The organism is Brevundimonas sp. Root1423, assembly GCF_001426805.1.
In genome coordinates, this window is record NZ_LMFL01000033.1 from 1 (window position 1) to 17,216 (window position 17,216).

Annotated in this window: 23 protein-coding genes; 17 read left to right on the forward strand and 6 right to left on the reverse strand. The window is 69.7% G+C overall.

Annotated features, from left to right (window positions below):
* Together rplQ and ASD25_RS18255 are read left to right on the forward strand one after the other, a co-directional pair.
* A partial coding sequence (rplQ, locus tag ASD25_RS18250) for a 50S ribosomal protein L17 (protein ID WP_056619327.1) occupies positions 1-329 on the forward strand: 329 nt, incomplete at its 5' end.
* Positions 330-427: 98 nt separating this feature from the next.
* On the forward strand, positions 428-895 hold the full coding sequence (locus ASD25_RS18255) for a GNAT family N-acetyltransferase (protein ID WP_055832185.1): 468 nt from the start codon (positions 428-430) through the stop codon (positions 893-895).
* A 3-nt stretch (positions 896-898) separates the two neighbouring features.
* On the opposite strand, the gene ASD25_RS18260 is transcribed toward ASD25_RS18255, so the two are convergent.
* The 3 genes from ASD25_RS18260 to ASD25_RS18270 are packed head-to-tail and all read right to left on the reverse strand — an operon-like array spanning position 899 to position 3,101.
* On the reverse strand, positions 899-1,759 hold the full coding sequence (locus ASD25_RS18260; protein ID WP_055832188.1) for a hypothetical protein: 861 nt from the start codon (positions 1,757-1,759) through the stop codon (positions 899-901).
* Positions 1,749-2,660, reverse strand: a complete 912-nt coding sequence (locus tag ASD25_RS18265; protein WP_055832189.1) for an ABC transporter ATP-binding protein — start codon at positions 2,658-2,660, stop codon at positions 1,749-1,751. Before ASD25_RS18265 ends, ASD25_RS18260 begins: the two co-directional genes overlap by 11 nt.
* A gap of 48 nt (positions 2,661-2,708) precedes the next feature.
* Positions 2,709-3,101, reverse strand: a complete 393-nt coding sequence (locus ASD25_RS18270; RefSeq protein ID WP_055832191.1) for a VOC family protein — start codon at positions 3,099-3,101, stop codon at positions 2,709-2,711.
* An 84-nt stretch (positions 3,102-3,185) separates the two neighbouring features.
* Here ASD25_RS18270 and ASD25_RS18275 point away from each other — a divergent pair, with 84 nt between their 5' ends.
* Together ASD25_RS18275 and ASD25_RS18280 are read left to right on the forward strand one after the other, a co-directional pair.
* Positions 3,186-4,448 (forward strand): TCR/Tet family MFS transporter, encoded by a 1,263-nt coding sequence (locus ASD25_RS18275; protein ID WP_055832193.1) that lies wholly within the window; start codon positions 3,186-3,188, stop codon positions 4,446-4,448.
* A 62-nt stretch (positions 4,449-4,510) separates the two neighbouring features.
* Positions 4,511-5,884, forward strand: a complete 1,374-nt coding sequence (locus ASD25_RS18280) for a trypsin-like peptidase domain-containing protein (RefSeq protein WP_055832322.1) — start codon at positions 4,511-4,513, stop codon at positions 5,882-5,884.
* 28 nt (positions 5,885-5,912) lie between these two features.
* Here ASD25_RS18280 and ASD25_RS18285 read toward each other — a convergent pair whose 3' ends face one another.
* Positions 5,913-6,329 (reverse strand): VOC family protein, encoded by a 417-nt coding sequence (locus ASD25_RS18285; RefSeq protein ID WP_055832196.1) that lies wholly within the window; start codon positions 6,327-6,329, stop codon positions 5,913-5,915.
* Positions 6,330-6,404: 75 nt separating this feature from the next.
* Between ASD25_RS18285 and ASD25_RS18290 the strand changes: the two genes are divergently transcribed.
* The 6 genes from ASD25_RS18290 to ASD25_RS18315 all read left to right on the forward strand — a co-directional run bounded on the left by ASD25_RS18290 (position 6,405) and on the right by ASD25_RS18315 (position 10,470).
* Positions 6,405-7,718, forward strand: a complete 1,314-nt coding sequence (locus tag ASD25_RS18290; protein ID WP_055832198.1) for a replication-associated recombination protein A — start codon at positions 6,405-6,407, stop codon at positions 7,716-7,718.
* A 62-nt stretch (positions 7,719-7,780) separates the two neighbouring features.
* Entirely contained in the window at positions 7,781-8,230 is a 450-nt protein-coding gene (locus tag ASD25_RS18295; RefSeq protein ID WP_156377028.1) for a hypothetical protein, read from the forward strand.
* Positions 8,227-8,676 carry a hypothetical protein gene (locus ASD25_RS18300; protein WP_055832202.1) on the forward strand — a complete coding sequence of 150 codons (450 nt, stop codon included), beginning with the start codon at positions 8,227-8,229 and terminating at the stop codon, positions 8,674-8,676. The genes ASD25_RS18295 and ASD25_RS18300 overlap by 4 nt, the downstream gene beginning before the upstream one ends.
* Positions 8,673-9,110 (forward strand): hypothetical protein, encoded by a 438-nt coding sequence (locus ASD25_RS18305; RefSeq protein WP_055832204.1) that lies wholly within the window; start codon positions 8,673-8,675, stop codon positions 9,108-9,110. Before ASD25_RS18300 ends, ASD25_RS18305 begins: the two co-directional genes overlap by 4 nt.
* Before the next feature lie 40 nt (positions 9,111-9,150).
* Positions 9,151-9,876 (forward strand): RluA family pseudouridine synthase, encoded by a 726-nt coding sequence (locus ASD25_RS18310; RefSeq protein WP_055832206.1) that lies wholly within the window; start codon positions 9,151-9,153, stop codon positions 9,874-9,876.
* A gap of 78 nt (positions 9,877-9,954) precedes the next feature.
* On the forward strand, positions 9,955-10,470 hold the full coding sequence (locus ASD25_RS18315) for a hypothetical protein (RefSeq protein ID WP_055832209.1): 516 nt from the start codon (positions 9,955-9,957) through the stop codon (positions 10,468-10,470).
* A gap of 7 nt (positions 10,471-10,477) precedes the next feature.
* Here ASD25_RS18315 and ASD25_RS18320 read toward each other — a convergent pair whose 3' ends face one another.
* Together ASD25_RS18320 and ASD25_RS18325 are read right to left on the reverse strand one after the other, a co-directional pair.
* A complete protein-coding gene (locus ASD25_RS18320) occupies positions 10,478-10,786 on the reverse strand; it encodes a hypothetical protein (RefSeq protein ID WP_055832211.1) in 309 nt (102 codons plus the stop codon).
* A 74-nt stretch (positions 10,787-10,860) separates the two neighbouring features.
* Complete coding sequence (locus tag ASD25_RS18325; protein ID WP_200943665.1) at positions 10,861-12,057, reverse strand: hypothetical protein; 1,197 nt, start codon at positions 12,055-12,057, stop codon at positions 10,861-10,863.
* Between the two features lie 191 nt (positions 12,058-12,248).
* Here ASD25_RS18325 and crcB point away from each other — a divergent pair, with 191 nt between their 5' ends.
* The 7 genes from crcB to ASD25_RS32175 form a co-directional block, all read left to right on the forward strand.
* Positions 12,249-12,632, forward strand: coding sequence for a fluoride efflux transporter CrcB (crcB, locus tag ASD25_RS18330; RefSeq protein WP_055832213.1), 384 nt, complete (start codon positions 12,249-12,251; stop codon positions 12,630-12,632).
* Positions 12,629-13,663 carry an RluA family pseudouridine synthase gene (locus tag ASD25_RS18335; protein WP_055832215.1) on the forward strand — a complete coding sequence of 345 codons (1,035 nt, stop codon included), beginning with the start codon at positions 12,629-12,631 and terminating at the stop codon, positions 13,661-13,663. Before crcB ends, ASD25_RS18335 begins: the two co-directional genes overlap by 4 nt.
* A gap of 34 nt (positions 13,664-13,697) precedes the next feature.
* Positions 13,698-14,375: an HAD-IA family hydrolase gene (locus tag ASD25_RS18340; protein ID WP_055832217.1), complete on the forward strand. Its 678-nt coding sequence runs from the start codon at positions 13,698-13,700 to the stop codon at positions 14,373-14,375.
* 7 nt (positions 14,376-14,382) lie between these two features.
* Positions 14,383-15,144, forward strand: a complete 762-nt coding sequence (locus ASD25_RS18345; protein ID WP_055832219.1) for an ATP12 family chaperone protein — start codon at positions 14,383-14,385, stop codon at positions 15,142-15,144.
* 79 nt (positions 15,145-15,223) lie between these two features.
* Positions 15,224-15,700: a hypothetical protein gene (locus ASD25_RS32165; RefSeq protein WP_055832222.1), complete on the forward strand. Its 477-nt coding sequence runs from the start codon at positions 15,224-15,226 to the stop codon at positions 15,698-15,700.
* Positions 15,697-16,023, forward strand: a complete 327-nt coding sequence (locus ASD25_RS32170) for a transcriptional regulator (protein WP_055832224.1) — start codon at positions 15,697-15,699, stop codon at positions 16,021-16,023. The genes ASD25_RS32165 and ASD25_RS32170 overlap by 4 nt, the downstream gene beginning before the upstream one ends.
* Before the next feature lie 214 nt (positions 16,024-16,237).
* Positions 16,238-17,216: acyl-CoA carboxylase subunit beta (locus tag ASD25_RS32175; RefSeq protein WP_369816627.1), on the forward strand; the 979-nt coding region annotated here is incomplete at its 3' end.

A 17,216-nucleotide genomic window follows, 5' to 3' on the forward strand; every position in this document is an offset into this window, starting at 1 on the left:
GTCTTCTATGCCCTGTCGTCTTCTATGCCCTGTCGCGCTCGGATCGGAAGRTCGAGAAGCTGGTCACGCTCGCCAAGAAGGGCGAYCTGCACGCACGCCGTCAGGCCATCAGCCAGGTCCGYGACGTTCCGCAGGTCGGCAAGCTGTTCGAGACGATCGGCCCGCGCTACGCCGAACGYAACGGCGGCTAYATCCGCATCATGAAGGCCGGCTAYCGYCACGGCGACAACGCCGCSATGGCCGTGATCGAGTTCGTCGATCGCGACGCCGACGCCAAGGGCCTGGACTCGGGYCCGGTCTACGCCATCGAGGGCGACGACGAGGCGTAAGCTTCGGCCGTTGGGGCCACGACAAAGGGGCGGCCGGTGCGAACCGGCCGCCCTTTTTAATGCCTGAAAGCACCCCAGACAGACCCTTGGAGGGCTCCATGCCGACCGTCGTTGAGATCGTTTCCTACAGACCCGACCACGCCGCGGCCTGGCGCGCGCTGAACGAGGACTGGCTGGTCGCCGGGGGCTATGCGCTCGAACCCAAGGACCAGCTGGTGCTGGGCGATCCGCAGGGGTCGATCCTCGACAAGGGCGGCCACGTCTTCATCGCCGAGCGCGAGGGCCAACCGGTCGGCTGCTGCTCGCTGATGGCCATGGCCGACGGCGGCTATGAGGTCGGCAAGATGGCGGTCGCGGATGGCGCGCGCGGTCTGAACCTCGGCTGGCGGCTGCTGGAGGCCTGCGAGGCGGCGGCGCGGGCGGCGGGCGGCCATCGCCTGTATCTGGAGACCAACAGGGCCCAGACCCACGCCATCGCCCTGTACCGCCGCTTCGGCTTCGTCGATCTGCCGCCGCAGCCGACGCCGTATGCGCGCTGCGACGTGTGGATGGAGAAGCGGTTGTGAGCGCTACTCCTTCGACAGATCCTGCCGTTTGAACCACGCCAGCGCCCCGACCAGGGGCAGGACCGTCCAGAGTCCGAGCCCGGTGAGGGAGCGCCACACCGTCCCGTCGGTATAGGGCGCGGGCAGGGCTCCGGGCGCGACCGCCGCCTTCAGCGTGTCATAGGCCAAGCCGGGCAGCAGCAGCTGCGGCAACCACATCTGCGGCTCCCATCCCAGCAGCGGCATGGCCGTGCCGGCGATTCCCTGCACGAAGCCGAGGGCCCAGGGCACGAACAGGGCGGCCAGCAGCGACCGCGTCATGACCGCCGTCAGCAGGGCGATCATCGTGAACTGGACGATGCGGACATAGGACAACAGCCCGACCAGGGCCGCGCGCCCGGCCTCGGCGCCGTCCATCGCGAAGCTCAGGTCGCGCTGGTAGATCACCGCCTCGGCGATCAGGAAGACGAAGGTGGCCGCCAGGAACAGCAGGCTCACGGCGATGGCCAGCATCTTGACCAGCCCGACCTTAGCGAGGATCAGCGAGACCCGGTCATTGCGCGCGCTGATCAGCCGCCACGACTCCCAGCGGTAGTCGCCCGCATAGATCGTCGCCGCGCCGATCAGCATGCAGATCAGTATCACGCCGTTGGCGCTGGCCGAGGCCGCGAACGAGAAGGCCTCCGCGAGATTGAGCGGCTCGACCGACGGGGGGAGGGTCAGGCCGATGTTCCCGGCGGCCTCGTCGCCCTTGGACTTGCTGACCAGGTGGAAGAAGACGCCGCCGACGGCGAACAGCAGCGGCGTCAGCACGACGCTGACGAACACCTGCAGCCGGTTGAGCGAGAATCGATAGGCCTCGGCCCGGATTGCATCAGCCAGCATGGGGTGTCTCCGGCGCGCGGATGGAGCCTGTTTCGGTGAAGAAGACGCTTTCCAGATCGGCGCCGACCCAGCGGGCCTCGTCGATCTCGATCCCCGCCTCGACGAGGGCGCGGATCAGCGCGGGCCCTTCGGCGCGCGGCACATTGGCCAGGACGCCGGCCCCGTCGCGCACACCGCGGGATCCGAGGATGGCGATGACCCGGTCCGCCGCGGTCACCGACAGGCGCAGCTGCTCGCCGGACGCCGTCAGCTCGCTGACCGCGCCTTCGCGCACCAGCCGGCCCCGGTGCAGGATGGCCACGCGGTCGCAGATGCGCTGCACCTCCTGAAGCTGGTGGCTGGCCAGGACGACGGTGACGCCGTCGTGGTCGGCCAGGGAGCGGATCAGGGCCCGCATCTCCTGGATCCCGGGGGGATCCATGCCGCTGGTCGGCTCGTCCAGAATGACCAGTTCGGGCTTGCTCATCAGCGCCGCGGCGACGCCCAGCCGCTGCAGCATGCCGACCGAGAAGCCCTTGACCTTGCGGTCGGCCGCCTCGGTCAGGCCGACGCGCTCCAGCCAGTTCGGAATATCGACCTCGGCCCCGACGCCGTGCTCCAGCGCCAGCCAGCGCAGCACCTGGCGCGCGGTCATATAGGGCGGGAAGCGCGGGGTCTCGATCATCGAGCCCATGCGGCGCATCGAGGCGACCTGGCCCACGGGTCCGCCCATCACCGTCGCCGAGCCCTCCGTCGGCCGGATCAGGCCCAGAAGGATGCGGAACAGGGTCGACTTGCCGGCCCCGTTCGGCCCCAGCACGCCGTATACGCCGCCCCGGGGGATGGTCAGGTGCAGCCCGTCGAGGGCGCGCACGGTTCCGTAGGTCTTGGTCAGGCCCCGGGCTTCTATCACGGTTGTCATGGCGGCAGCTTGGCCTTGCGCCGTCGTTTCGCGCAAGACGTCCCGGGATTAAGGTTTCGCAACCTCGGCTTGCGGCATGGCCATGCCGAAGGCGATCAGCTCGCCGTCCGGCGCCAGCACCAGCAGCTCCCTCTGGCCGTAGGGCTTGTCCGCCGGCCCGTGGACGTCGCGGGAGGGCAGGGTGTCCAGTTTCGGCTTCAGCTCCGCGTACAGGGCGTCCACGTCGCGCACGTCGATGTAGTAGGCGAAGCGGCGATGGCCCGGCGTGAGCTCGCCATCTTCGGCCTGAAGCAGCCGGAACCCGACCGTCTCGCGGTGGATGTAGGCGTATCCGTCCTTCCGGAAGGGCACGCTGAAACCAAGGATGTCCGTGAAGAAGTCGAGCGCCTTCTGCAGGTCCGCGACGTGCAGGAAGGGCGTCACCTGAAGGAAGTTGGTCATGAGGGCCTCCGCCCCAAGGGTACCACAGGGCTGACGGGCGCGCCCGGGTCGGCTAGAAGGCGCGTCCCTCCACGAAGCCCGCCCATGTCAGCCCTCAACCGCCTCCGCACCCACCGCGCCGCGCTCGCCTTCATCTTCGTGACGGCGGTGCTCGATATCGTGGCCATGGGCATCATCATCCCGGTGCTGCCCCGCCTGATCGAGGACTTCGTCGGCTCCAACGCCCGGGCCGGGGTGATCAACGGCGTCTTCGTGGCGCTGTGGGCGCTGATGCAGTTCGTCTGCTCGCCGATCATCGGCTCGCTGTCGGACAAGTACGGACGCCGCCCGGTCATCCTGATCAGCTGCGCGGGGCTGGCGCTGGACTATGTGTTGATGGCCGTCGCGCCGGACCTGTGGTGGCTGGCGCTGGGGCGGATCATCGCCGGGATCACCTCGTCCAGCTTCACGACGGTCTACGCCTATATGGCCGACATCACCGCGCCCGAGAAACGGGCCAAGGCCTATGGCCTGATCGGCGCCGCCTTTTCGTTCGGATTCGTGCTGGGCCCGGTGCTGGGCGGCTTCCTCGGCGGGTTCGGCCCGCGCGTGCCCTTCTGGTTCGCCGCCGGCCTGTCGACCCTGGCCTTCCTCTACGGCCTTCTGGTTCTGCCGGAGAGCCTGCCGGTCGAGAAGCGGATGGATTTCAGCTGGAAGCGGGCCAATCCGTTGGGGTCCCTGATCCTGCTGCGCCGCCACCCGGAGCTCAGCGGCCTGGCCGTCGTGAACTTCCTGCTCTATTTCGCCCACCACGTCTTTTCGGCGGTGTTCGTGCTCTACGCCGCCTGGCGTTACGGCTGGGGCCCGCGCGAGGTCGGCCTGCTGCTGGCCCTCGTCGGCGTGCTGGACATGGTGGTGCAGGGCGGTCTGGTGGGGCCGGTCGTCAAGCGGCTGGGCGACCGGGCGACCATGGTGCTGGGTCTGGTCGGCGGCACGGTCGGGATCGCGGCCATGGGCTGGGCGCCCGACGGCCTGATGTTCGTCCTCGCCATGCTGCCCAACGCCCTGTGGGGTCTGGCCATGCCGACCCTGCAAGCCCTGATGACCCGCCGCGTCGGCGAGGACGAACAGGGCCAGCTGCAGGGCGCCAACATGAGCGTCGCCTCGATCGCCGGTGTGATGTCGCCGCTGTTCTTCGGCTGGGTCTATTCGCTGTCGGTCGGCGAGCACGCGGTCATCCAGATGCCGGGCCTGGCCTTCTATCTGGCCGCCGTCGTCCTGCTGCTGGCGGCGGTCATCGGCTGGCTCGTGGGGCGCGGGCAGGAACGCCGCGACGCCGGAGCCGTTGAGGCCCCGCCGACGCCTTGATCCGGTCCAAAAGCCGGTGCGGAATGGCGGCGCTTGTGCCTTTCTGACTGAACCGGATGACCATGAAGACGCGTACGCTCGCCATCGCCGCCGCCCTGCTGCTCGCCGCCTGCGGCCGGTCCGACGATACCCGGGCCCAGGACGGGGTCTTCGCGGACAACCGGGTCGTGCCGGGCGGCGACCAGGCGATGAAGGCCAGCTTCTCGCCGGTCGTGCGACAGGCCGCCCCCGCCGTCGTCAACATCGCGGCGCGCGGGGTCCAGGTGGTCCGCGATCCCTTCTTCGGCATTCCCGGTCAGCGCCAGACCGGCTCGGTCGGATCCGGCGTCATCGTCCGCCCCAACGGCGTGGTGGTGACCAACTATCACGTCATCAACGGCATGCAGCAGATCAAGGTCGTGCTGAACGACCGGCGCGAGTTCGACGCCCGCATCGTCCTCGCCGACGAACGCTCGGACATCGCCGTCCTGCAGCTGGAAGGCGTCAACGAGCGCCTGCCGACGCTCAACATCGACGACCGCGAGGAACAGCAGGTCGGCGATCTGGTGCTGGCCATCGGCAACCCGTTCGGCGTCGGCCAGACGGTCACCAACGGCATCATCTCGGCCCTGAACCGGACCGAGACGGGCATCAGCGACAGCGGTTCCTTCATCCAGACCGACGCCGCCATCAATCCGGGCAATTCGGGCGGGGCCCTGGTCGACATGGACGGCGACCTGATCGGCATCAACACCGCCATCTTCTCGCGCTCGGGCTCGTCGTCCGGCGTCGGCTTCGCCGTGCCGGCCGCCGCCGTGCGCCGGGTCGTGGATTCCGCCGTCGGCGGGGCCACCACCGTCGTCCGGCCGTGGCTGGGGGTGAAGGGCGAGGCGGTCAGCGCCGACGTGGCCCGCAGTCTCGGGCTCGAGCGCCCGCAGGGTCTGGTCATCACCGAGGTCTACCCGGGCGGGCCGGGCGCCCGGGCAGGGCTGAGCGAAGGCGACGTCATCACCGCCATCGACGGGGCCGAGATCAACGACCAGGGCGGCCTCAATTTCCGCATCGGGACGCGCGAGCCGAACGAGACGGTGCAGGTTTCGGTGCTGCGCGACGGCCGGACCGAGACGCTGAACGCGCGGGTCCAGCCCCTGCCGGGCGACGCCAACGTCGACCGGGCCACGGTCGTCCGCTCCGGCGTTCTTAGCGGCGCCCAGGTGTTGGTCCTCAACCCCGCGCTGGCCGACAGCCTTGGCGGCGATCCATTCGCCGGCGGGGTGATTGTCGGAAGGGTTCAGCGCGGCAGCTACGCTAGCCGCATAGGCTTGCAGGGCGGGGACATCATCCTGACCGTCAACGGCCGGCCCGTGACCTCGCTTCAGCAACTTGCCGACGTCGACCGCGGCTCCGAACTCACCATCAACCGTCGCGGCCAGAGAATCAGCGGCGTCATCCGCTGATCCGGGCCCCGGCCCAGGACGCGGCCGCCTAGGTCCGGAGCGGCGATCCGATCGACCAGGTGTGGCCGAACGGGTCGCGCAACTGGCCGTAGCGGTCGCCCCAGAACTGGTCCGCGATCGGGAACAGGGGCACGCCCCCGGCCAGGATGGCGCGGTTCCACCATTCGTCGGCGTCGTCGACCTGGAGATGGATGGTCACCCCCTTGGGCACGATGTCCTGCTCGCCGTTGAACTCGGGGAATTCGTCGTTGAGCATGACGGCGCCGCCGTTGATCATCAGATAGGCGTGCATCAGCCGCTCGCCGTCGTCGGCCATGTGCCGCCGCACTTCCTCGGCCCCGAAGGCGCGGGTGTAGAATTCGATCGCCGCCTGGCCGCCGCGCGACGGGATGGTCAGGTGCGGCGTGACGCCCGCTGCGGGGCCTTGCGCTTCGGGGTCGGTCATGGCGCGGTCTCCTCGGTTCGGATGTCGATACTAACGCGTGAAAACCGCGCCGCGAACGCCTATCTGTGAGCGTCCATGACCGACCTGTTCGAAGCCTCCGGCATCCATCCCCCCGACGCGCCCCTGGCCGACCGTCTGAGGCCCCGCACGCTCGACGAGGTGGTGGGCCAGGATCATCTGCTGGGACCCGGCGGGCCGATCCGGCGCATGGTCGAGGCCGGGCGTCTGGGGTCGATGATCCTGTGGGGGCCGCCCGGCACCGGCAAGACCACCATCGCCCGCCTGCTGGCCCAGGCGGCGGGCTATCAGTTCCAGCAGATCAGCGCCGTCTTCTCCGGCGTCGCCGATCTCAAGAAGGCGTTCGAGGCCGCCCGCATGCGGCGCGCCGCCGGACAGTCGACCCTGCTGTTCGTCGACGAGATCCACCGCTTCAACCGCGCCCAGCAGGACGGCTTCCTGCCGTTCGTGGAGGAGGGGATCGTCACCCTCGTCGGGGCCACGACCGAGAACCCGTCGTTCGAACTGAACGGCGCCCTGCTGTCGCGGTCGCAGGTCTATGTGCTGAAACGGCTGGATGATGCGGCCCTCGATCAACTGTTGATTCGGGCCGAGGCGCAGGAGGGGATGACGCTCCCGCTGACTCCGGAATCGCGTCAGGCGTTGCTGGCCCTGGCCGACGGCGACGGCCGCTATCTGCTGACCATGTCCGAGGTTCTGTTCGACCTGACCTCAAGCGATCCGCTGGACGTCCAGGCCCTGGCCGGCGTCCTGCAGAAGCGCGCACCCGCTTACGACAAGAGCAGAGAAGAACACTACAACCTCATATCTGCGCTGCATAAATCGGTGCGAGGGTCAGACCCTGACGCCGCCCTCTACTGGCTGGCTCGGATGCTGAACGGCGGCGAGGATCCGCTCTATCTGGCCCGCCGCATCGTGCGCATGGCGGTCGAGGACATCGGCGAGGCCGACCCCCTGTCCCTGCTGGTCGCCAACGCGGCCAAGGACACCTACGACTTCCTCGGAAGCCCCGAGGGCGAGCTGGCCCTGGCCCAGGCCGTGGTCCACCTGGCCACCGCGCCCAAGTCCGTGGGCGTCTACGAGGCGTTCAAGGCGGCGAAGAAGGCGGCGGCCGAGACCGGCTCGCTCATGCCGCCCGCCCATATCCGCAACGCCCCGACGAAGCTGATGAAACAGCTCGGTTACGGCAAGGGCTACCAGTACGACCCCTCGACCCCCGAGGGCTTCTCCGGCGCCAACTTCTTCCCCGACGACATGGAGCGCCGCGTCTTCTACGCGCCGAAGGGCGAGGGGCATGAGGCCAAGGTGAAGGAGCGGCTCGACCGCTGGGCCGCGATGCGGGCGTCGATGACCGACGACGGCGCCGCTTAGCGTTGCCGTAACGCCGGTTTTGGGGTTAGCCTCCCGCCATCGATCAACCTTGGGAGGGGATGATGACCGATACGACAAGAGCCGCGGTTCCGTGGCATCTCTGGGCGGTGGGCGTGCTCTCGCTGCTGTGGAACGGCTTCGGCGCCTATGACTTCGTGATGAGCCTGACGCAGCGCGAAACCTACTGGCGCGCCTCGGGCATGACCGACGCGATGATCGCCTATTACAACGCCATGCCGACCTGGATGTACGTTCCCTGGGTCCTCGGCGTCTGGGGCGCGGTGGCGGGCTCGATCCTGCTGTTGATGCGGAGCCGCTTCGCCGTTCACGCCTTCGCCCTGTCGCTGCTCGGCGCGGCGGTCAGCCTTCTGTACGGCGCTGTCATCGACAAGGCCCCGGCGCCGCCGCCCGAATTGGCGATGATGGCTTGGATGCCGTACGTCATCACCCTGATCGCCGCCTTCCTGGCCTGGTACGCCTGGACCATGCGCAAGCAGGGGGTGCTGGCATGAGCGGCATGGGCATGGCCGAACGCGTCCGCACGCCGTGGCACCTGTGGATCGTCGGGATCCTCGCGGCCCTGTGGAACGGCTTCGGCTGCATCGACTATGTGATGACCCAGACGCGGCAGGACGAATGGTTCGCCCAGATGGGCATGACCGAGGCGCAGATCGCCTATTTCAACGCCATGCCGGCCTGGACCCACGGGGCCTGGGCCATCGGCGTATGGGGCGGGCTGCTGGGCGCCATCCTGCTGTTGCTGCGCCGCAAATGGGCGACGCCGGTCTTCGTGATTTCCTTCCTCGGCTGGCTGGCGGGCGCGGTCTACGCCTTCGCCCTGTCAGGCGGGATGGAGGCCATGGGACCGATGTGGCCGATGCAGATCGTGATCGGCGGCGCCTGCGTCTTCTTCATCTGGTACGCCTGGATGCTCGGCAAGAGGGGCGTCCTGCGTTGAGCAGCGGCCGTTCCCCGGCGCCCTGGCATCTCCCGGTCGTCGGGGCCGTCGCCCTGCTGTGGAACGGGCTCGGCTGTCTCGACTACGCCATGACCCAGGTGCAGGGCGACGCCTGGCTCGCCAATATGGACCCGACCGAGCTGCAGATGGCGTATTTCCACGCCATGCCCGCGTGGACGCACGGCGCCTGGGCGATCCTTGTCTGGGGCGGGCTGCTCGGCGGGGTCCTGCTGCTGCTCCGGCGCAGCTGGGCCACGCCGGTCTTCGTTGTGTCCTTCCTCGGCTGGCTGGCCGGCGCGATCTACGCCATCGGCCTGTCCAACGGGATGCAGGCCATGGGGCCCTGGTGGCCGATGCTGATCGCCAAGGGCGCGATCTGCGCCTTCTTCGTCTGGTACGCCTGGACCATGGGCAGGAAGGGCGTGCTGCGGTGAGGGGCTGACGGACGGTCGGTCTTTCGCCTATGCAGGCGCGGTGACCGACCGTTCCCCCGTTTCCCTGTCCGACGCCGACATCGCCGCCGTCCGCTCGTGGATCATCCACGAGGACGAGGCCGTGATCGCCTTCAACAAGCCCGCCGGCCTGTCCAGCCAGGGCGGCCGCATCCAGGCCCATACCCTGGACGACCTGCTGTGGGCCTTCGCCCGATCCAACGGCAAACGGCCCGATCTGGTGCACCGGCTCGACCGCGACACCTCCGGCGTCATCCTCGCGGCGAAGACCAGGCCGGCGGCCGGCTTCCTCGGCAAGGCCCTGCAGGCGCGGCGGTTCAGGAAGACCTATCTGGCCCTCGTCTCCGCCGCGCCGGAGCCGACCTCCGGCGTCATCGACAAGCCGCTGTTGCGTCAGGAGATCGGCCGCGAAAGCTATATGCGCGCGGTCGCCCCCGACACGCCGGGCGCCCAGCCCGCCCTCAGCCGCTACCGCACCCTGTCGGCCACGGAGGACGGGGCCCTGGTCGAGCTGGACCCGGCGACGGGCCGCATGCACCAGCTGCGCGTCCACATGGCCTCCCTCGGCCGCCCGCTGGCGGGAGACGCCCGTTACGGCGGAGCCCTGACCTTCGCCGGCCGCGCCGCGCCCCGGCTGATGCTGCACGCCGCGAAACTGGTGTTTCCCCATCCCGAAGGCGGCTACCGCACCGTGGAGGCGCCCCCGCCCGCGGATTTCGAGGCCCTCAAGGCGGCGGCGGGGCTCTAGGCGCCTCCGTATCGGCTGGCGGACACAGGAACCTCCGACACCGCCCGGCGCTAATTCACACACGCCCGGAGATCCGCCATGACCCGCTTCGCCCTGCCCCTGATCGCCGCCGCCGGGCTCGCCCTGTCGGCCTGCGCCAGCTTGGCCCCCTACGGCGCCCAGACTTCGCCGGGCGGGCAGGGCTATGCCGAGCAGCGCATCGAATCCAACCGCTTCCGCGTCACCTACAACGGCGTCGGCGCAGCGGGTCCCGTGGCCGACATGGCCCTGCTGCGCGCGGCCGAGCTGACGACCTCGCAAGGCTATGACTGGTTCGAGGTCACCCAGCGCTGGATCGACGGACGGCCCGACAGCGCCGGCGGCATGCGCCCCAGCGTCGGCGTCGGCTACGGCTCCAGCCGCTACGACGGCCGCTACGGCAACTACTCGGCCTCGGGCGTCGGGGTGGGCGTGGGCCTGAATTTCAGCGGCCCCTCGGCGACCTCGACCACGCTGGAGGTCGTCATGGGCAACGGCCAGAAGCCCGACCGCCCGGACGCCTATGACGCCCGCGGCGTTCAGGACGCCCTGCGGCCTCGCCTCAGGGCTGGCTAGAGGCCGTTCACGAACGCGCCGACGGTGCGCCACAGTTCAGCATCGTGGCCGATCCACAGGTGGCCGCCGTCCGCTCGTGGATCATCAGGACCGGCGGGCCTGGGCGGACGTCGGCGTATTCAATCTCTCCCCACGGGCTGCCGACCACCCGGCTGCGCACCGACACGTGATCGCGGGCCTCGTCCATGTCCTGATGGAAAACGAGGGCGGCAGTCACGACGGCGGCGGTGACCGCCACGCCGGCGATGACGAGCAGGCCGCGTCGGCGCGCCCTGGCCCGGCGCCGACGCATCCGTGGTTCGCCGAACAGATCCATAGCCGCCTCCGGTGCGGACGGGACCCTGTCCCGCCGCCACCGAGGCGTCCTTGACGAGAGTCAAATGCGGGCGATCAGCGCCCGCCGCGCGTCAGCGCCCGGTATTCGACCAGCCGCTCCTTGTCGCGCCGCACCTGGTCGGCGACGGCGTTGTCGACGTCCAGCGAGGCGTAGCGGACCCAGCCGTCGACCCCCAGCTTGTCCTGGACCGCCGCCACCGGCGTGCGCCAGCGGAAATAGGACAGCCAGCTGACCAGCAGGCCCAGCAAGGCGGCCAGTCCCTGCAGGGCGCGGAAACCGGCCTCGCCGGTGGCCGGCGCGGGCTCCAGCGCCAGGGCGGCCAGGCCGACGATCAGCACCAGCGGCGTCATCAGCCGCTGGGCCCAGCGCATCCAGTAGCGTTCGCGGCGCACGCGCCACAACTCCATCTGGACGTGCTTCTCGAGGTATTCCATCCGCGCGCCCAGCCACATGGTCAGCCGGGTCAGATACATGGCGCGCTGGCCCCAGCCCTTGCCGTCCTGCTGGAACTGGGTCTCGGCCTGGTCGGCCATGGCCCGGGCCGAGGTGAACAGGTTCTGCAGCTCGCGTGTCCTCTGAACGATCTCGCGCGACAGTTCGTAGGAGTCGTTCTCCAGCTGGAACCGGTACTGGATGAACAGCACCGCCTGCAGGCCCCAGTAGAGACCCAGCACCGCCAGCATGGCGCCCGCGGCCAGAGCCAGGCCCGTGGTCTCCGATCCGGTCCAGCCGGCGAACAGGCCGGGCCCGAGGATCGCCAGCGCGGCGAAGGCCGCCAGCGCCCCCGCCTGGCTCAGCCGCTTGACCGTCACGTGGACGATCAGCGCCCGGAAGACGCGCCGGCCATAGCTGTGGATCCGGCTGCGGATGTCCTGGTCGACCGGAAACCGTTCCTCGATCTGACGGCTGAACAGGACGTGGAACCGGTCCGGCTTGGCGTCGGTCTCCCAGAAGGGGAAGATGTCCAGCGGCTGGTTGAAATACTCGTCGATGTGGGACGAGACGATCGCCTCGGCCTCGGGCGTGGCGGCGAAATACTCGCTGTCCTGGATCGGGCGCAGGATGCCGTCGGCCGACCGCAGCGGCCCGCCGCGGGAGGCCGGCGTCGGCGGCGGCACGGCCCGATGGGCGCTGTCTTCCGCTCCGGGAGGCGGCGGATTCGGCGCCGCCTGCAGCCGCGCGTCATGGCCCTGACCGCCGTGGCCGCCGTCCAGCGGCGTCGAGCCGGGTGTGTGATCGTCCTGCGACATACGCTTCGGCGGTCCCTGAAACTTGAACCCGGCAGTATGGCGGAACGCCGCCGCCGGGCGATGATCTTCCCTCACAGCGCGAAGCGGCGCTGTAGCCTCAGGTATCACCGTTAACCCTGCGCCTCGGCAAGTGAAGTTTCGGTCAGGCGGCGCGCCTTCGCTTTCCCGGCGGGTCCGCTATAAGCCCCGCCATGACCCGTTTCCTGATCGTCGCAGCCGGAGGCGCCCTCGGCGCCGTGGCCCGCTACGGCCTCGGCCGCCTCCTGCCGGCGACGGCCTGGCCGTGGGCGACCCTGACGGCCAACGTCGTGGGCGGCCTGCTGATGGGCCTGCTGGCCGGATGGCTGGCCTTCCGGGGCGGCGTGCACGGCGAGAGCCTGCGCCTGTTCGCCGCCGTCGGCGTGCTGGGCGGCTTCACCACCTTCTCGGCCTTCTCGCTCGAAACCGCCCTGATGATCGAGCGCCGTCAATTGGCCATGGCGGGCGGTTACGTGGCCGCCTCGGTGGCGCTTTCGGTGCTCGCCCTCTTCATCGGCCTGATGGTCGCCCGCCGCGCCTTCGGAGCCGCCCTTTGACCGACGAACCCATTCAAGAGTCCGAACCCGCCCCGAAACGCGAGGTCCAGACCCTCTATGTCGCCGAGGCCGAGGACGGCATCCGTCTTGACCGCTGGTTCCGCCGGCGCTGGCCGCACCTGTCCAACATCCAGGTGCAGAAGATGGCCCGCAGCGGCCAGATCCGCGTCGACGGCGCCCGCATCAAGCCGGAAGGCCGCCTGACCGCCGGCGCCGCCGTGCGCGTGCCGCCGATCCCGGACGACACCTCGCGCCAGGCCGGCGACGTCCACACCCTCAGCGCCCAGGACATCAAGTTCGCCAAATCCCTCGTCCTCTATGAGGACGACATGGTCATCGCCATCAACAAGCCGCACGGCCTCGCCGTCCAGGGCGGCACCAAGACCAGCCGCCACGTCGACCGGCTGCTGTCGGCCTGGGGGGAGGGGATGGACCGGCCGCGTCTGGTCCACCGGCTCGACCGCGACACCTCCGGCGTGCTGCTGCTCGGCAAGGGCCCCGAGGCGGCCAAGCGGCTGGCCGGGGCCTTCGCGCGGCGGCAGGCGAAGAAGACCTACTGGGCCATCGTCATCGGCAACCCCAAGCCCTCGGCCGGCCAGATCGACATGCCGCTGAAGAAGACCGGCATCAACGACTTCGAGATGATGCGTCCCGCCGACCGCAAGGACCCGCGGGCCGAACCCGCCGAGACCGCCTTCGCCACCATCAGCCGCGCGGCTCACCGGGCCAGCTGGATGGCGCTGCGGCCCTTCACCGGCCGGACCCACCAGCTGCGCGCCCACATGGCCGGCATCGGCCATCCGATCCTCGGCGATCCGAAATATGGCGACGAGAAATCGAAGGAGCTGTCAGGCCCGCTGAAGCTGCAGTTGCACGCCCGCCGCATCGAGCTGGAGCATCCGCGCGGCGGCATGCTGGTGGTCGAGGCGCCGCTGTCGCCCGAGATGCGCGCCGGCTTCGCCCATTTCGGCTTCGAGGAGGCCGAGGGCAACGAGAGCGATCCGTTCGAAGGGGTGAAGCGGCTGAGATGATCGCCTTTTACTCCGATGCACGGGGAGGGGTGCGATGACCCGGCCCCTGGCCGTCTTCGACATCGACGGCACCCTCGTCGACAGCCGCGCCTCGATCCATCGCGCCGCCTGCGAGGCCGCGCGCGACATCGGCCTGCCCGAGCCCGACTACGACCGCGTCCGCCAGATCGTCGGCCTGTCTCTGGAGCACGCCATGGCGGTGCTGGAGCCGGGCCTCGATGCGCCAACCCTGGCCCGCTTCGTCGCCGGCTTCCGCGCCAGCTTCAACCGCATGTACGCCGAGGGCCACGAGGAGCCGCTCTATCCCGAAGCCATGACCACCCTGCGCCGGCTGCACCGCGACGGCTGGCGGCTCGCCCTGGCCACGGGCCAGAACCGCCGCGGCGTGGCCCGCAACCTGGCCCGCCAGGGCTGGGCCGACCTGTTCCTCTCGTCCCACTGCGCCGAGGACGGGCCCGGCAAGCCCGATCCGGCCATGCTGCACGCCGCCATGGCCGCCTGCGACGCCGAACCCTCGCAAACCGTGATGATCGGCGACACCGCCCACGACATCACCATGGCGGTCAACGCCGGAGTCCTGCCGCTGGGCGTCGCCTGGGGCTTCCACACCGTCGAGGAACAGCAGGCCGCCGGGGCCCGCCACGTCGCCCGATCCTTCTCCGAACTGACCGTGGTGCTGGACGGCTTCGCCGACCTGACCCGCGCCGCCTGAGATCTTCATGAGCCACATCCCGCCCCTCGATCCGAATGTCGCCGCCCGCAAGGGTTTCCGCGAGTCCGAAGAGCGCCTCAAACGCTTCTGGACCACGGCCGATGTGGCGGAGCGGGAAGGGGGCTGGGCGGTCACCCTCGACGGCCGCACGCCGAAAACCCCGGCCCACGCCCCGCTGCTCCTCCCCACCGGAGCCGCCGCCCGCCTCGTGGCCGAGGAATGGGCCGCCCAGGGCGAGTTCATCGACCCCGCCACCATGCCCGCCACCCGTCTGGCCTCCACCGCCATCGACCGGGTCAGCCAGGCCCGCGAACCGGTGGCCGAAGAGATCGCCGCCTTCGCCGGCTCGGACCTGCTCTGCTACCTCGCTGACCATCCGACCTCGCTGGCGGCCGAACAGGCCCGCGAGTGGACGCCCTGGCGCGACTGGGCGGCGCTCGAGCTCGGCGTTCATCTGGAGCCCGCCGAGGGCATCATCCACCGGCCCCAGGATCCCGCCGCTATCGCTCGCGTGCGTGATCTGGCCCTGCGGCTGGACGATTTCGCCCTGACCGGTCTGGCGACCGCCGTGCCCCTGCTGGGGTCCGCCGTCCTCGGCCTCGCCGTCCAGCGCGGCGTCCTGTCGGGGGAGGCGGCCTTCGACCTCAGCCGGCTCGACGAGGCCTTTCAGGAACGCCAGTGGGGCGTCGACGCCGAGGCCGCCGAACGCACCGCCGGCCGGCGCGCGGAAGCCCTCCTGCTGGACCGGTGGTTCCGGGCCCTCGAATAACTTTCCATGCCGGAAAGTTATCACTTGACGATCTGGAAAATCACACTCACTTTCCAGATCAGAAAGTGAGGAACGCCCAATGACCGACGACCACCCGCAGCAGTCCGGCCCCACGCCGGCCGAGGCGCTCGCCGCCATCGCCAGCTCCCGCAAGACCGTCCATGACCGCGTCGCCGTCGGCGGCTGGCGCTATGATCTGACCTATGCCGCCATCATGGCCGTGATGGTCGGGGGGCAGGCCTTCGACAACCCATGGAACGTGACCGCCAGTTCGCTTGGCGTCCTGGCGCTGGTCGTGCTGTTCCAGCACGAGGCGCGCCGCACCGGCCTGCGCATCACCGGGGTGTCACCGCGCCACGCCCGATGGGTCGCCATCGCCATCGGCCTGGCCGCCGCGGCCATCATCGTCGGCGTGACCATCGTCCGCCGCCAGTCCCCGGAGACCGACGTCGCGGTCGTCGCCGCCCTCGCCGGCGCCGCGGCCTTCGTCGCGGCCCTGGTCGGCTCCCGCATCTGGCGTCGCGTCTATCGCGCCGAAATGGGTGCGAAAACGTGAGCGGCGTGCCCCGGTTCGACCCGGTCATCCACGCGCCCGGCCGCCTCCAGATCTGCGCCATCCTCTCGGCCGCCGACGAGGCCGAGTTCGCCATGGTCCGAGACGCCATCGCCGTGTCCGACTCGGTCCTGTCCAAACATCTGAAACAGCTCGAGGACGCCGGCTATATCAAGCTGCGCAAGGTCGCCAGCGGAGGCCGCCAGCGCACCTGGGCCGCCTTCACCCCCGCCGGCCGCGACGCCTTCGCCGCTCACGTCGCGGAGCTGACCCGTCTGGCCGGCATGACCGCGCCGCCGACGCTGGGCGAGGGCTTCTCGGGCTAGCGTCGCTTGCCACCGCCAGCGCGTCTCCTTAAGCCAGCGCTCAAGGAGACGCCGCATGAAGACCATCCTCGAACAGCTGGAACAGCGCCGCGCCGGCGCCCGCCTCGGCGGCGGCGAGAAACGCCCGGTTTCCAGCTGGCCAGTCACGATCTGGACGTCCGCGCGTCTCCTTCGTCCGCGCGTCTCCTTAAGCCAGCGCTCAAGGAGACGCCGCATGAAGACCATCCTCGAACAGCTGGAACAGCGCCGCGCCGGCGCCCGCCTCGGCGGCGGCGAGAAACGCATCGCCAGCCAGCACGSCAAGGGCAAGCTGACCGCCCGCGARCGCATCGACGTSCTGCTGGACGAGGGCTCSTTCGAGGARACCGACATGTTCGTSGAGCACCGCTCGCATGACTTCGGCATGGAGACCCAGCGCATCCCCGGCGACGGCGTCGTCACCGGCCGCGGCACCATCGGCGGCCGTCTGGTCTATGTCTTCTCCAAGGACTTCACCGTCTTCGGCGGCTCGCTCTCGGGCGCCCACGCGGCCAAGATCGTCAAGATCCAGACCATGGCCCTGACCAACGGCGCCCCGATCATCGGCCTGTTCGACGCCGGCGGGGCCCGCATCCAGGAGGGGGTCGAATCCCTCGCCGGCTATGCCGACATCTTCCTGCAGAACACCCTGGCCTCGGGCGTCATCCCCCAGATCAGCGTCATCATGGGCCCCTGCGCCGGCGGCGACGTCTATTCCCCSGCCATCACCGACTTCATCTTCATGGTGAAGGACACGTCGTACATGTACGTCACCGGCCCCGATGTGGTGAAGACGGTCACCAATGAGGTGGTGACCCACGAGGACCTGGGCGGCGCCCGCGTCCATTCGCAGAAGTCCGGCGTCGCCGACGGCGCCTTCGAGAACGATCTCGAGGCCCTCAGCGAGGTCCGCCGCCTGATTGGCTTCCTGCCCCTGTCGAACCGCGAAAAGCCGCCCGTCCGCGACTCCTACGACGATCCCCAGCGCGACGAGGCCAGCCTCGACACCCTCGTCCCGGCCAATCCGAACCAGCCCTATGACATCAAGGARCTGATCCTGAAGACGGTCGACGAGGCCGAATTCTTCGAGATCGSCCCCGACTTCGCGAAGAACATCGTCACCGGCTTCGGCCGCCTCGACGGCCAGACCGTCGGCGTCGTCGCCAACCAGCCGC

Bases quoted from the DNA above. Each gene is read 5' to 3' on its own strand.
- ASD25_RS18255 (WP_055832185.1), top strand. From the start codon at position 428: ATGCCGACCGTCGTTGAGATCGTTTCCTACAGACCCGACCACGCCGCG.
- ASD25_RS18260 (WP_055832188.1), bottom strand. From the start codon at position 1,759: ATGCTGGCTGATGCAATCCGGGCCGAGGCCTATCGATTCTCGCTCAAC.
- ASD25_RS18265 (WP_055832189.1), bottom strand. From the start codon at position 2,660: ATGACAACCGTGATAGAAGCCCGGGGCCTGACCAAGACCTACGGAACC.
- ASD25_RS18270 (WP_055832191.1), bottom strand. From the start codon at position 3,101: ATGACCAACTTCCTTCAGGTGACGCCCTTCCTGCACGTCGCGGACCTG.
- ASD25_RS18275 (WP_055832193.1), top strand. From the start codon at position 3,186: ATGTCAGCCCTCAACCGCCTCCGCACCCACCGCGCCGCGCTCGCCTTC.
- ASD25_RS18280 (WP_055832322.1), top strand. From the start codon at position 4,511: ATGAAGACGCGTACGCTCGCCATCGCCGCCGCCCTGCTGCTCGCCGCC.
- ASD25_RS18285 (WP_055832196.1), bottom strand. From the start codon at position 6,329: ATGACCGACCCCGAAGCGCAAGGCCCCGCAGCGGGCGTCACGCCGCAC.
- ASD25_RS18290 (WP_055832198.1), top strand. From the start codon at position 6,405: ATGACCGACCTGTTCGAAGCCTCCGGCATCCATCCCCCCGACGCGCCC.
- ASD25_RS18295 (WP_156377028.1), top strand. From the start codon at position 7,781: ATGACCGATACGACAAGAGCCGCGGTTCCGTGGCATCTCTGGGCGGTG.
- ASD25_RS18300 (WP_055832202.1), top strand. From the start codon at position 8,227: ATGAGCGGCATGGGCATGGCCGAACGCGTCCGCACGCCGTGGCACCTG.
- ASD25_RS18315 (WP_055832209.1), top strand. From the start codon at position 9,955: ATGACCCGCTTCGCCCTGCCCCTGATCGCCGCCGCCGGGCTCGCCCTG.
- ASD25_RS18320 (WP_055832211.1), bottom strand. From the start codon at position 10,786: ATGGATCTGTTCGGCGAACCACGGATGCGTCGGCGCCGGGCCAGGGCG.
- ASD25_RS18325 (WP_200943665.1), bottom strand. From the start codon at position 12,057: ATGTCGCAGGACGATCACACACCCGGCTCGACGCCGCTGGACGGCGGC.
- crcB (WP_055832213.1), top strand. From the start codon at position 12,249: ATGACCCGTTTCCTGATCGTCGCAGCCGGAGGCGCCCTCGGCGCCGTG.
- ASD25_RS18340 (WP_055832217.1), top strand. From the start codon at position 13,698: ATGACCCGGCCCCTGGCCGTCTTCGACATCGACGGCACCCTCGTCGAC.
- ASD25_RS18345 (WP_055832219.1), top strand. From the start codon at position 14,383: ATGAGCCACATCCCGCCCCTCGATCCGAATGTCGCCGCCCGCAAGGGT.
- ASD25_RS32165 (WP_055832222.1), top strand. From the start codon at position 15,224: ATGACCGACGACCACCCGCAGCAGTCCGGCCCCACGCCGGCCGAGGCG.